Source organism: Nocardia sp. XZ_19_231 (assembly GCF_015355705.1).
GTDB classification, from domain to species: domain Bacteria; phylum Actinomycetota; class Actinomycetes; order Mycobacteriales; family Mycobacteriaceae; genus Nocardia; species Nocardia salmonicida.
The window spans coordinates 47,142-59,576 of sequence record NZ_JACUZI010000008.1 but is presented as its reverse complement, the minus strand read 5'-3'; the positions used below and the strand labels follow the sequence as shown (position 1 = coordinate 59,576).

Below are 12,435 nucleotides of genomic sequence, written 5' to 3'. Positions count from 1 at the left end.
ACTCCCCGGAACGCCCCTGGCGCGCCGCTACGAGCTGGTGCCGTCGGTGGGCTACCCGCCACGCGTGTCTCGCCGTGAGACTAACCGACTACCCGACCGTGCGCGTGATGTAGACGGATGTCGAAACATACGGTTTATCAGGCAAACCTGTAGCTTTCGACACAATTACCCGTCCCCTCATTGGAGAACGACAGCCCACCCCGCCACTCGCTAGTGCGCCGCCGCCGCACGGACGCGGTGGCTCGACAGGTGGCTCAACACCGCCTGATTCGCCTCCCAACCATCGGGGAATTTCACCGGGACCCCGAGATGGACCGGGTCGGCGGAGGGGTGGGCGTCGAGGAGTTCGGGGATTCCCGCGCGGCCGACGAGGATGCAGGCGTGGCGGTGCCGGGAGGCCAGCACGCAGAGTCGGCCCGCCTCCAGGTGGAAGGCACTGGCGTCGCGTCGGCCCGAGAGTGGGTGCAGCACAAGGGTGACGTCGTATTCACGGCCCTGGAGGCGGTTGGCGGTGTCGACGGTGACGGGTTCGGCGCAGGTGCCGCGCAGGGCGGTGCGAATGGCGTCGGCCTGGTCGCGGTGCGCGGTGCCGATCGCGACCCGTTCGGTGGTCACGGGGTGGCTGCCGGATTCGGAGTGGGCGTTCGCGCCGCGTTCGATCAGCCGGGCCGCGATCGCGGCGATCGCGGCAACGGCTTCACGGTCGGTGCGCAGGGTGTGCCGGGCGGGCAATTCGTACCAGCCCCAGCCTGATTCGGCCGCCTCCGCCAGCACCGCGTCGATCGGGCCGCCCATGCCGCGGGTCGTGAAATCCATGCGCCGGTCGCCGAATCCGGTACCCGACTGGAATTCGGTGAAGGGGTAGAACGCCTTCGACACCACCGGCGCCGCGGTAGCGGGCAGTCGCCACGACACCGGCAGCCGGTGGGTGGGGATGTTGTCGTTGTTGGCCAGCATCACGCTCACGGCGCTCATCGTCGGATCCCAGGTGAGCCCGGCCCAGCGCGCGGTCTCGACGGTCGCGAACGGATCGAGCTGTCCCGGGTCACCCACGAACAGCCCACGATCGAAGCGATTCGCGATGCGCAACAGCATGTCCGAGCGCATCTGGTACGCCTCGTCGATGATCGCGTGCGACCAGCTGCCCTCGGTGATGGTGGCCCACTTGGCCGCGGTGCCGATGACGATGGTGCGGTCCTCGAGATCGCCCGGCTGCTTGGCGACCCGGACATTGCCGTGCCGGTCGACCCGGTCGCTCACCACGTAGGCGGCGCTGGAGAGCCGTCCGATCCGCAGCGCGGGGTCGGCGACGGCCAAGCGGTCGATGAGGTCGTCGACCTGCTCGTTGGTCTGGGCGACGATCATCCGCTGATCGCCGTCCTCGGCGAGCTGGCGGGCCGCGCGCACCACCAGCGTAGATTTGCCCGCTCCCGGCGGGGAGTCGACCACGATCGCGCGATGGCTCTCGTCGCGCAGGTCGGTGAGAATTCCCGCGACGGCCTGGTCCGGCGTGGTCACTGGATTTCCTCCCCTTCATCGTCGGTAGGCGGGGTCCATTCCGGTGGCGGACCACCGTGGGTCCACGGAGTCTCTTCGCGCGCGGGCAGATTCAGCATCCCGTTGAACGGCGTCGGTTTGAAGCGGGCGAAACCGAGGTCGTCGCCCTCCTCCGGCACGCTTCCCGGATCGGCGACGAGTTTGCGCCCCATTCCACCGGACAGTTCGAGAACCATGCTGTCACCGTCGATGTCGACAACCAGCCCGGTCTGCTTCGGACGTTCCACGCACGTCAGTTCCTCGCCGATCACCGCGATGAACGGATCGGTGGTGCGAATATGAATGTGCGGGCGCAGTTTCGGACGCGACCCCGAACGGTCGAGGCGCTCCGGTTCACTGTGCACGACGGTGCCACGGAAAGCGGCGCCGCTCACCCGATGTTCGAGCATGCGCAGCGGATCGTCGAAAGCACATTGGGCCTGCAGCGCTTCCGAGGCTCGTTCACGCTCGAGCAGCCTGCGCACCGCGGGAACGGCGGAATCGCGGCGGGCCTGCGGAATGCCTTCCGCGACATCGGCGGCGAAGCGGGAGAACGCACCGCGATCATCGGTCCACCGATTCTCGACGCTGGCGCCTTCCGGCAGTGCGCTCAGCAGCTCGATCGAGCGCCACATCAGCTGCCAGGTGGGTTCGAGCTGTCCGCGCAGGGAGCGTTCGAGCCGTTCGGCCGCGACGGCTCTGGCCGACTCGTCGAGTGCGGCGTTGTAGGCGGCGATCAACGGCGCGAGTTCTTCGTTGTCGAATCCGGGATCGGTGGCCGGGCCCGCGGGTGGCGACAGCAGCGGATCTTCCGCCAGGGCAGCGGCTTCCGCACCGCTGAGCCCGGCGGGCGGATCGATCCAACCGAGCAGCGCCGCGAGATTGCCGTCTTCGAGGGTGGACTGACCCGACGCCCAGTGCGACGACAGCGCCGCCGTCATCGCGGGCAACACCGCCGAACCGGGATGTTCGGCCCGATCACCGAACCAGGTGAGCCACCGTCCGAGCAGCGGAATCGATGCAGGCACCGGGTTGTCCCCGTCGACCCGGTGAAACCGCACCGAACGTCCCAGCAGCTTCAGGAAATTCACGCCGCCGGGATTGGGCGTCCACATCTGCGGTGCGTCCAGACACCGGGTGTAGGTCTCGCCCGCCTTGCTGGTGAGCTCCTCGGTCTCCACGAGAAAGGTCGAAAGATAGGGCAGCACAACATCGGCCAGCTGCTCGATGAACCGCAATCGCAGCACCCGGTCGCGGGGCTGCGGCACCGTCAATACGTTCTGGTCCCCGGGCGAGGTGCCGATCATGATCGCCACCGGCGCCGCCGCCTCCCCCGCCAGCCGCAACGGCACCGCGACCAGTGGTCGCTCGGCGAGATGGATGTGGCGCACCGCGGCGGTCGCCTGCGCGCGGCCCGCCCGTACGGCCTCGGCCTTGGCCAGGGCCGCCAGCACGCTCATCCGGCGATCTCCCACCGCAGCCGATGGGCGGTCCGCAGCATGGCGGTGATGTCGGCGTGCTCGGGGCCGGGTTCCAGGGTGCCGTCGGCCAGGCCGAGGACGGTGTGGATGTTGTCGATGCCACCGACCACGTCGCACACCCCACGACCGAGCGCGTCCACCGAACCGCAGGTGCGCGCCTCGTCGCGGCAGGCGAACGCGAGCTCACAACTCGACATGCACTCGGGCGCGTAACGAGCCGGAATGGCGGCGATCGTCTTCTCGAGGTTCTCCCCCGGCGCGAACGTGGCCTCCGGCGGCAACAGGTCGAGCAGATCGGGAATCGCGGTGAGCCTGGTCAATTGACGCGAGACGACGGCGAGCTGCTTACGCAGATCCACGAGTTCGGCGGTGGGACGATTCGAGAAGTCCTTCGCGCACACCAGAATCACATTGTGCGACACGATCTCCGGTGACTCGCCGATCTCGGCCATCAACTCGCGCAGGGCGATCACATACACCGCGGACTGCCGCGCGGCCGCCGCCACCTGCGCCGGATCGGCCTGCCCGTCGATGACAGGGAAGGCCTTGACCTCCACCACATGGAACTTGCCGTCCAACTGCACGGCCACCACATCGGGTTCGAGATAGGCGGTGGCGCCGGCGATATCGAGTCGCAGCATGGGGTGATCGAACAGGGTGCCCTCGCCCGTCGCGATCGTGCTCTTCAACAATTGCCTCGTGCGTTGATAGCGCACCGCGTTGCCGGTGTTCTCCCCCACCGAATTCAGGTCGTGGTAGGCGACTTCGGGAATCGTGAAACCCAGTTTGTCGCGCAACAACGCGAGCAGTTCCGCGCAACCGTTCGCCTTGACCATCGCCTCGAAAGCGTTGCCGCGCGTGATGGCGAACTGGGACTGACCGAATTGTGGTGGGAATCCCAGCGATTGGGCGATCACGGTCTTGTCCACCGCGGCCGCGTCTAGCAGGGCGCGGCGGGCACATCCGGGGTTGGCCGTCAGCGCGGCGATGGTGCGGGCATTGTGCCTGGTCGCGGGGGCTTCACCGCGCAACTGGTCCAACTGTGCTGCGAGAGTGCTCATTCCACCTCGATTCGTCGCCGATCGGCTACGCCGAGCCGAACACCGAATAGTTGTGCGGCCGGATCCGCCAGCTGATCCGCCGCCCGTCGCGCGGCCGCGGACCGTTGCCGCGCGTCCTCGTCCTCGTGCACCGCGAGCTCACGCCGTGCGGCCTCGATCACCTTCGCCGGGTCGAGCGAATCCGGGGCACTGGAGATACCAGGAATCGATACGGCGAGCCGCCACAGTACGCGCAAACCAGACGATTCCCCCGCAGGCTGCGCCGAAAGGTGTTCAGCCAAGCGAATAGCCGACACCAGCAGCCCCACCCGCGGACTCAACGGACCGACCATCCGTCTTTCCAGGGGCCACGAACTCACCGCCATCAACCCACGTGCGGGGGCGAGCAGATCGGTGGTGAGCGCCGCGCACAGGTAGTACGGGCGCGCGTACGGCGCCGACCGGAAGGAACGTTCCTCGTCGCGCCGCAGGCTGGTCAGCCGGGCGGGCAGCAGTTCGCCGGAAAAGAACGCGTCATGGGTAGCGAGCACCAATTTCGGCGACGACGGCACCGACAGCAAGGTCAACGCGCGATGCACGTGTTCACGCACCGGTACCCCCGGCGCCTCCGAGGCCTCTTCCGGAATCGACCCGAGAACCGCGGCGTCCCAAGCCGATTCGGCGCGGCGCAATTCCGCGCGCAATTGCCGAGCCCCGGCCCGATCCCCACCGGCGGCGGCCCGCCGCACCTCGGCCCGCAAACCGGAGATGCGCACCTCCAGCTCTTCGGCCGAGTCCGTCACGAGTCGGAGCGTATCCACAGCTACCAGTATTGTCCAGTAAATCCCAGTATTTCCGTGACGACAGAACAAACGCACCGCACACCCGCACACCCGGACTCGTGATGCGAGCACCGATAGCGACCGAATAACCTGGGGCAATGACCGCAGTCGCAGATCGTTCACTCGGACCAGAATTGGCGCGCACCGAAACCATCGCCCCCGACACCGACGTGCTGGTGATCGGGTTGACGTCGTCGGAGAACGGCCCCGCCATCGTCCCCGCCGACCTGTTCGGCGACGTGCTCACCGCCGAGGTCCGCGCGGAACTGCTGGACGCTCTCGGCTCGGTCGGCGCCAAGGGCAAGCCGGAGGAACTCACCCGGGTGCCCGCGCCGTCGGCCCTGGCCGATGTCACCAGTGTGCTCGCCGTGGGACTCGGCGCGGCCGACAAGATCGACGCCGAACAGGTGCGTCGCAGCGCCGGTGTCGCCGGTCGCGCGCTCAGTGGCACCGAACTCGTCGCCACCACCCTGTCCGGCATCGATCTCGGCGCCGCGGCCGAAGGTTTCTACCTCGGCGCGTACACCTTCTCCACCTTCAAGTCCAAGAGCGCGCCCAAGCCGGACGAGCGGCCGGTGGTCCGCGTCGAGTTGCTGGTTCCCGAACCGGAATTCGGCACCCTCGACCTGCTGCGCGCCCAGCTGGTCGCCGAGGCCATCGCCACCGCGCGCGATTTCGTGAACACCCCGCCGAGCGCGCTGTACCCCGCCGAGTTCGCCGACCGGGCCCGGGTGCTCGCCGAAGCGGCGGGCCTCGAGGTCGAGGTCCTCGACGAGAACGCCCTCGCCGCAGCCGGTTACGGCGGGATCATCGGCGTCGGCCAGGGTTCCTCGCGGCCGCCGCGACTGGTGCGCATCACCTACGCGGGCGGCCCGAAGAAGGTCGCGCTCGTCGGCAAGGGCATCACCTTCGACACCGGCGGCATCTCGATCAAACCCGCCGCCAACATGGAGAACATGACCTCCGACATGGCGGGCGCCGCGGCGGTCGTCGCGACCGTGCTGCTGGCCGGACGCCTCGGCCTGCCGGTCACCGTCACCGCGACCGTCCCGATGGCCGAGAACATGCCATCGGCTACCGCGCAGCGCCCCGGCGATGTGCTCACCCAGTACGGCGGCACCACCGTCGAGGTCATCAACACCGACGCCGAAGGCCGTCTCATCCTGGCCGACGCCATCGTGCGGGCGATGGAGGACGAGCCCGACTACCTGATCGACGTCGCCACCCTCACCGGCGCGCAGATGGTCGCGCTCGGCACCCGTACTCCCGGCGTGATGGGCACCGACGAATTCCGCGACCGCGTCGCCGCGATCTCGCGCTCGGTCGGCGAGAACGGCTGGGCCATGCCCCTTCCCGCCGAGCTGCGCGCCGACCTCAATTCCAAGGTCGCCGATCTGGCCAATGTCGCGCCGCACCGCTGGGGCGGCATGCTCTCGGCCGCGCTGTTCCTCAAGGACTTCGTACCGGAGGGCGTGCAGTGGGCCCACCTCGACGTCGCAGGTCCGGCCTACAACACCGGCGGCCCGTTCGGCTACATCGGCAAGGGCGGCACCGGTGTCCCGGTGCGCACGCTCATCACCGTGATCGAGGAGATCGGCGCGGAGTAGTCACTCCTCCAGCTCGGCTTCGCGAGCCCGCCGCTCTTCGATGCGGCGGCGGGCATCGAAGTCGCGCATGCGTTGCGGGTAGCCGGTGCGGTTGACGTCGTAGACCGGAATCTTCAACGCACCGGCCAACCGGCGCGCACCCTTTTCGCCGACGATGCGACGGGTCCATTCACCATCCGCGGCCACCAAGACGGCTGTGACATCGGTCACAGTCGTTTTCGGTTCGACGAAGGCTTCGACGCCACGCCGCGTGCGCGCCCAGTCCGCCAGGGCGCTCACCTCCGACGCGCTCTCGCGACCGCCTGACCTGCTCGCACCGCGCCCGCCACGGAAACGATCCAGCAAACCCATCCCGCTCGACCTCCTACATTCCGGCGGAATTCTGCTCACCGCCGTACATTCCATGGTGCCAGCTTCGCCCGGATCGCCGCCCTGCGCTACACCCGCGACGGACGAGTGCAAGGATGGTTGCCGGAACAAGAACCAACGTTTCCCGGGTGCTCCGCCGAGACCGGCGGGGTGGACGAAAGCCGCGACCCGCGACGGATGTCCGCCGGGTACACACTCAGAGGAGTCAGAGGACATGGCCTTCTCCGTCCAGATGCCAGCCCTTGGTGAGAGCGTCACCGAGGGCACGGTGACCAGGTGGCTGAAGCAGGAAGGAGACACGGTCGAGGTCGACGAACCGCTGCTCGAAGTCTCCACCGACAAGGTCGACACCGAGATCCCTTCGCCGACCGCGGGCGTGCTCTCCAAGATCGTCGCCCAGGAAGACGACATCGTCGAGGTCGGCGGTGAACTCGGCGTGATCAGCGATGCCGACGAAACCCCCGCGACCGCTCCTGCGCCTGCTTCCGCGCCCGCCGCCCCCGAGCCGGCCCCCGAACCCGAGCCCGAGCCCGCCGCGCAGGCCCCCGCCGCCGAGGCCCCCGCCCCGGCTGCCGCGCCTGCCGCGTCCGCCGGATCCGGTACGCCCGTGAAGATGCCCGAACTGGGCGAGTCGGTCACCGAGGGCACCGTTACCCGCTGGCTCAAGGCCGTGGGTGACACCGTCGCCGTCGATGAGCCGCTACTCGAGGTGTCCACCGACAAGGTCGACACCGAGATCCCTTCGCCGGTCGCGGGCACGCTGCTCGAGATCACGGCGCAGGAAGACGACGTCGTCGACGTGGGTGGTCAGTTGGGTGTGATCGGTAGCGGTCAGCCCGCGGCCGCCGCTCCTGCCCCCGAGCCCGAGCCCGCTCCCGAGCCCGAACCGGCTCCCGAGCCCAAGGCGGCACCGGCTCCCGAGCCCGCCGTCGCTGCGCCCGCGCCGAAGCAGGCACCGGCTCCCGAGCCCGCTCCGGCTGCCAAGCCCGCGTCCGCTCCTGCCCCGGCTTCGGCCAATGGCAGCACCCCGTACGTGACGCCGCTGGTCCGCAAGCTGGCCGACGAGAACAACGTCGACCTGTCGAGCATCACCGGTTCCGGTGTCGGCGGCCGCATCCGCAAGCAGGACGTCCTCGCCGCCGCCGAGGCCAAGAAGGCGCCCGCCGAGGCACCGGCTCCGGCCGCTGCCGCCGCGGCACCCGCGGCCCCGGCCAAGCAGTCCGCCGCCCCGAAGCTGGCCGCCCTCGTCGGCACCACGCAGAAGGCGAGCCGGATCCGTCAGATCACCGCGACCAAGACGCGCGAATCGCTGCAGAGCACCGCGCAGCTGACCCAGGTCCACGAGGCCGACGTCACCAAGATCGCGCATCTGCGTCAGCTCGCGAAGGCGTCGTTCAAGGCACGGGAGGGCGTCAACCTGACGTACCTGCCGTTCTTCGCGAAGGCCGTCGTCGAGGCCCTCGGTGTGCACCCGAACGTGAACGCGTCCTACAACGAGGACACCAAGGAGATCACCTACCACGCGTCGGTGCACCTGGGGATCGCGGTCGACACCGAGCAGGGTCTGCTCTCGCCGGTCATCCACAACGCCAGCGACCTGTCGCTGGCCGGTCTGGCCCGCGCGATCGCCGACATCGCCAACCGCGCGCGCACCGGTGGGCTCAAGCCCGACGAGCTGTCCGGTGGCACCTTCACCATCACCAATATCGGTAGCGAGGGCGCGCTCTTCGACACCCCGATCCTGGTCCCGCCGCAGGCGGCCATGCTCGGCACCGGCGCGATCGTGAAGCGCCCGGTGGTGGTGACCGACGAGGCCGGTGGCGAGTCCATCGGCGTGCGCTCGATGGTGTACCTGCCGCTCACCTACGATCACCGTCTCATCGACGGTGCCGACGCGGGCCGGTTCGTCTCCACCATCAAGCACCGCCTGGAAGATTCGGCGTTCGAGGCCGATCTCGGCCTGTAGCCGAGGAATTCGATGAAGGTGGTCATCGCCGGTTCCTCCGGCCTGATCGGGACGGCGCTCGTCGCGGCACTACGCCGCGACGGGCACCAGGTCTCCCGCTTGGTGCGCCGCACTGCGGCCGCACCGGACGAATTCGCGTGGGATCCCGCGCGCGCCCAGCTCGACGAGCGGGCGTTGCGCGGGGCCGACGCGGTCGTGAACCTGTGCGGTGTGGGCATCGGTGATCGCCGCTGGAACGGCACGTACAAGCAGTTGCTTCGGGACAGCCGCATCACCCCCACCGACGTGCTGGCCACCGCGGTCGCCGCCGTCGGCGTGCCGACACTTATCAACGCCAGCGGCGCGCACTACTACGGCGGCGAAACCGGTGACACCGTCGTCGACGAGACCTCACCCGCCGGAACAGATTTCCTGGCCGTGCTGTGCCGGGACTGGGAGGCCGCCACCGAACCGGCAGCCGAAGCGGGTGTCCGCACCGTGCTGATCCGCAGCGCCGCGGTGCTCGCCCGCAACGGCGGCATCCTCAGCAAGCTGCAACCGCTGTACTTCGTCGGCCTGGGCGGACGACTCGGCAGCGGCCGCCAATACTTCCCGTGGATCTCCCTCGACGACGAGGTCGGCGCCATCATCTTCGCGCTCACCCATCCCGAGATCTCCGGCCCGATCAACGTCACAGGCCCCGCGCCTGTCACCAACGCGGAATTCAACCGCGCCCTCGCCCGTGCGCTGCACCGGCCGACCCCGTTCATCGTCCCCGGTTTCGCCGTGCAAGCCCTGGTCGGTGAGCTGGCCGACTCGATCCTGCACGGCCCACGCGCCATCCCCGCGGTGCTGGAGGAGGCCGGGTACACCTACCAGCACCCGACCCTCGGCGCCGCCCTGTCCGCCGCCGTCGGCAGACAGTGAGCCCATCGATGCTGATCCGCGACGCCGACAAGGCCGACCTCCCCGCTGTGCTGGCTATCCACAACACCAACATCGCCGAGTCGACCGCGATCTGGGACACCGACGAAGTCGACCTGGACGACCGCCTCACCTGGTTCGCCACCCGCACCGCCGCCGCCATGCCGATCCTCGTCGCCGAGATCGACGGCGAGGTCGCCGGCTACGCCTCCTACGGCCAGTGGCGCCCCAAATCCGGCTACCGCTTCACCGTCGAGAACTCCGTCTACGTGGACAACCACTTCCAGCGCCGCGGCGTAGCCACGACCCTGCTCACCGAATTGATCGCGCGCGCAACAGATTCCGGTCGCGTCCACGCGATGATCGCCGCTATCGAGGCCGGCAACAGCGCGTCGATCGTCCTGCACGAACGCTTCGGCTTCCACACCGTCGGCGAACTCCCCGAGGTAGGCCACAAATTCGGCCGCTGGATGGACCTGACCCTGATGCAGCGCAACTTCCCGATCGAACCCTGACACCCTCTTTGGCCTCCTCGGTCTCCCGGCGTAACGTCAGAACGGTGAACGACACGCGCCCCACCGCGTCCGCTCGATTCGATTCGACCCCGATCGTGGTCGAGGATCTCGGACTCATCGACTATCACGCCGCCTGGGAGCTGCAACGGCAGACCGCCGATCAGCGCGCAGCAGGCGAAGGCGCCGACCGGCTGTTCGTGCTCGAGCACCCGTCGGTCTACACCGCGGGCCGCCGCACCGAGGCCGAGGATCTGCCGATCGACGGCAGCCCGGTGGTGCAGGTCGACCGCGGTGGCAAGATCACCTGGCACGGTCCCGGCCAGCTGGTCGGCTACCCGATCATCCGCCTCGCCGAGCCCGTCGATGTCGTCCACTACGTCCGGCGCCTGGAAGAGGCACTGATCCAGGTCGTCACCGGGCTGGGGATCACCTGCGGCCGCATCGACGGCCGCTCCGGCGTGTGGCTGCCCGCCACCGAACTGCTCGCCGAGCGCAAGATCGCCGCGATCGGGGTGCGCGTGCAGCGCGGTGTCGCCCTGCACGGCATCTCCCTGAACTGCAATTCCGCCCTCGACGGCTTCCAGGCGATAGTGCCCTGCGGCATCAAGGACGCCGGCGTCACCACCCTGACCCGCGAACTCGGCCGCGAAGTCACCGTCGCCGAGCTCAAGCCTCTCGTCGCCGCCGCGATTGTTGCCGCGCTCGACGGCGAAATTCCCGTCTCGCCGCATGACATTGATCGCACCACCGCACCGGCGAACGCGCAGGCCCCGAGCGTAGAGTCGGTCCGGTGAGTTCCGTAGACGCCTCTGCCCCCGCCGGACGCAAGCTGCTGCGCATCGAAGCGCGCAATGCGGAGACCCCGATCGAGCGCAAACCCAAGTGGATTCGCACCCGCGCCACCATGGGCCCCGAATACACCGAGCTCAAGAGCCTGGTGAAATCCGAGGGCCTGCACACGGTCTGCGAAGAAGCGGGCTGCCCCAACATCTTCGAATGCTGGGAAGACCGCGAAGCCACCTTCCTCATCGGCGGTGAACAGTGCACCCGCCGCTGCGATTTCTGTCAGATCGACACCGGCAAGCCCGCCGCCCTCGACCGCGACGAGCCCCGCCGCGTCGCCGAGAGCGTCCAGTCGATGGGCCTGCGCTACTCCACCATCACCGGTGTCGCCCGCGACGACCTCGACGACGGCGGCGCCTGGCTCTACGCCGAAACCGTGCGCGCCATCAAGGCGAGCAACCCCGCCACCGGCGTCGAATTGCTCATCCCCGACTTCAACGCCGACCCGGCCCAGCTCGCCGAGGTCTTCTCGTCGCGCCCCGAGGTCCTCGCGCACAACCTGGAAACGGTGCCGCGCATCTTCAAGCGCATCCGCCCCGCCTTCCGCTACGAGCGCTCCCTCGCCGTGATCACCGCCGCCCGCGAGGCCGGCCTGGTCACCAAGTCCAACCTCATTCTCGGCATGGGCGAAACCCCCGATGAGGTCACCGAGGCGATGCGCGACCTCCACGAAGCGGGCTGCGACATCCTCACCATCACCCAGTACCTGCGCCCCAGCCCCCGTCACCACCCGGTCGACCGCTGGGTGAAGCCGGAGGAATTCGTCGAGCATTCCCGGGTCGCCGAAGAACTCGGCTTCGCCGGCGTCATGGCAGGCCCCCTGGTCCGCTCCTCCTACCGGGCAGGCCGCCTCTACGCCCAGGCGATGACCCACCACGGCCGCGAGATCCCCGAAGCCATGGCCCACCTCGCCAAGGAAGGCACCGCCTCCCAGGAAGCCAGCTCGGTCCTGGCCCGCTTCGGCAGCTGACTTAGGCTAAGGGTCCCCTCACCCCTTCGGAAGGACCCATGTCGAAGTTCGAGAACGTCTCCGTCAGCAAGAAGGCCAACGTCTACTTCGACGGCAAGTGCGTCAGCTACAGCCTCGAGTTGCCCGACGGCACCTCGGTGTCGGTCGGCGTGATCCAGCCGTCGTCACTCACCTTCACCACCAACGCTCCGGAGATCATGGAGCTGGTCGCGGGTGAGGCCAACGTGACGTTGGCCGGTACGACCGAGGCCATCACCTACCGTGCGGGCGAGTCGTTCAAGATCCCCGGCGACAGCTCGTTCGACATCGAGGTCGTCGACACCATGCACTACGTCTGCTACTACGGCTGACGAACCCGGAGCC

The 12,435-nt window shown here is 68.7% G+C and carries 12 protein-coding genes; 7 read left to right on the top strand and 5 right to left on the bottom strand.

Annotated elements, in window-relative coordinates; genetic code table 11:
- Positions 1-210: 210 nt before the first annotated feature.
- Genes IBJ82_RS28345 through IBJ82_RS28330 form a run of 4 tightly spaced genes read right to left on the bottom strand, consistent with a single transcriptional unit; the run spans position 211 to position 4,860 of the window.
- Positions 211-1,518, bottom strand: coding sequence for an AAA domain-containing protein (locus tag IBJ82_RS28345; RefSeq protein WP_194829044.1), 1,308 nt, complete (start codon positions 1,516-1,518; stop codon positions 211-213).
- Entirely contained in the window at positions 1,515-2,996 is a 1,482-nt protein-coding gene (locus IBJ82_RS28340) for a hypothetical protein (RefSeq protein WP_194829043.1), read from the bottom strand. The genes IBJ82_RS28345 and IBJ82_RS28340 overlap by 4 nt, the downstream gene beginning before the upstream one ends.
- Positions 2,993-4,078 (bottom strand): hypothetical protein, encoded by a 1,086-nt coding sequence (locus IBJ82_RS28335; RefSeq protein ID WP_194829042.1) that lies wholly within the window; start codon positions 4,076-4,078, stop codon positions 2,993-2,995. The genes IBJ82_RS28340 and IBJ82_RS28335 overlap by 4 nt, the downstream gene beginning before the upstream one ends.
- Entirely contained in the window at positions 4,075-4,860 is a 786-nt protein-coding gene (locus tag IBJ82_RS28330) for a hypothetical protein (protein ID WP_194829041.1), read from the bottom strand. The genes IBJ82_RS28335 and IBJ82_RS28330 overlap by 4 nt, the downstream gene beginning before the upstream one ends.
- Before the next feature lie 137 nt (positions 4,861-4,997).
- Here IBJ82_RS28330 and IBJ82_RS28325 point away from each other — a divergent pair, with 137 nt between their 5' ends.
- On the top strand, positions 4,998-6,506 hold the full coding sequence (locus IBJ82_RS28325) for a leucyl aminopeptidase (protein WP_194829040.1): 1,509 nt from the start codon (positions 4,998-5,000) through the stop codon (positions 6,504-6,506).
- On the opposite strand, the gene IBJ82_RS28320 is transcribed toward IBJ82_RS28325, so the two are convergent.
- Positions 6,507-6,857, bottom strand: coding sequence for an oxidoreductase (locus IBJ82_RS28320; RefSeq protein WP_194829039.1), 351 nt, complete (start codon positions 6,855-6,857; stop codon positions 6,507-6,509).
- A 232-nt stretch (positions 6,858-7,089) separates the two neighbouring features.
- Here IBJ82_RS28320 and sucB point away from each other — a divergent pair, with 232 nt between their 5' ends.
- Genes sucB through IBJ82_RS28290 form a run of 6 tightly spaced genes read left to right on the top strand, consistent with a single transcriptional unit; the run spans position 7,090 to position 12,422 of the window.
- On the top strand, positions 7,090-8,841 hold the full coding sequence (gene sucB, locus IBJ82_RS28315; RefSeq protein ID WP_194829038.1) for a 2-oxoglutarate dehydrogenase, E2 component, dihydrolipoamide succinyltransferase: 1,752 nt from the start codon (positions 7,090-7,092) through the stop codon (positions 8,839-8,841).
- Between the two features lie 12 nt (positions 8,842-8,853).
- A complete protein-coding gene (locus IBJ82_RS28310) occupies positions 8,854-9,747 on the top strand; it encodes a TIGR01777 family oxidoreductase (RefSeq protein ID WP_194829037.1) in 894 nt (297 codons plus the stop codon).
- 8 nt (positions 9,748-9,755) lie between these two features.
- Positions 9,756-10,259, top strand: a complete 504-nt coding sequence (locus tag IBJ82_RS28305; protein WP_194829036.1) for a GNAT family N-acetyltransferase — start codon at positions 9,756-9,758, stop codon at positions 10,257-10,259.
- A 44-nt stretch (positions 10,260-10,303) separates the two neighbouring features.
- Positions 10,304-11,053, top strand: a complete 750-nt coding sequence (lipB, locus tag IBJ82_RS28300) for a lipoyl(octanoyl) transferase LipB (protein WP_062991983.1) — start codon at positions 10,304-10,306, stop codon at positions 11,051-11,053.
- Positions 11,050-12,072 (top strand): lipoyl synthase, encoded by a 1,023-nt coding sequence (gene lipA / locus IBJ82_RS28295; protein ID WP_194829035.1) that lies wholly within the window; start codon positions 11,050-11,052, stop codon positions 12,070-12,072. The genes lipB and lipA overlap by 4 nt, the downstream gene beginning before the upstream one ends.
- A 38-nt stretch (positions 12,073-12,110) precedes the next feature.
- On the top strand, positions 12,111-12,422 hold the full coding sequence (locus IBJ82_RS28290) for a pyrimidine/purine nucleoside phosphorylase (protein ID WP_194829034.1): 312 nt from the start codon (positions 12,111-12,113) through the stop codon (positions 12,420-12,422).
- The last annotated feature ends 13 nt before the right edge of the window (positions 12,423-12,435 follow it).

Bases quoted from the DNA above. Each gene is read 5' to 3' on its own strand.
- IBJ82_RS28320 (WP_194829039.1), bottom strand. From the start codon at position 6,857: ATGGGTTTGCTGGATCGTTTCCGTGGCGGGCGCGGTGCGAGCAGGTCA.
- IBJ82_RS28305 (WP_194829036.1), top strand. From the start codon at position 9,756: ATGCTGATCCGCGACGCCGACAAGGCCGACCTCCCCGCTGTGCTGGCT.
- IBJ82_RS28335 (WP_194829042.1), bottom strand. From the start codon at position 4,078: ATGAGCACTCTCGCAGCACAGTTGGACCAGTTGCGCGGTGAAGCCCCC.
- IBJ82_RS28310 (WP_194829037.1), top strand. From the start codon at position 8,854: ATGAAGGTGGTCATCGCCGGTTCCTCCGGCCTGATCGGGACGGCGCTC.
- sucB (WP_194829038.1), top strand. From the start codon at position 7,090: ATGGCCTTCTCCGTCCAGATGCCAGCCCTTGGTGAGAGCGTCACCGAG.
- IBJ82_RS28325 (WP_194829040.1), top strand. From the start codon at position 4,998: ATGACCGCAGTCGCAGATCGTTCACTCGGACCAGAATTGGCGCGCACC.
- IBJ82_RS28340 (WP_194829043.1), bottom strand. From the start codon at position 2,996: ATGAGCGTGCTGGCGGCCCTGGCCAAGGCCGAGGCCGTACGGGCGGGC.
- IBJ82_RS28290 (WP_194829034.1), top strand. From the start codon at position 12,111: ATGTCGAAGTTCGAGAACGTCTCCGTCAGCAAGAAGGCCAACGTCTAC.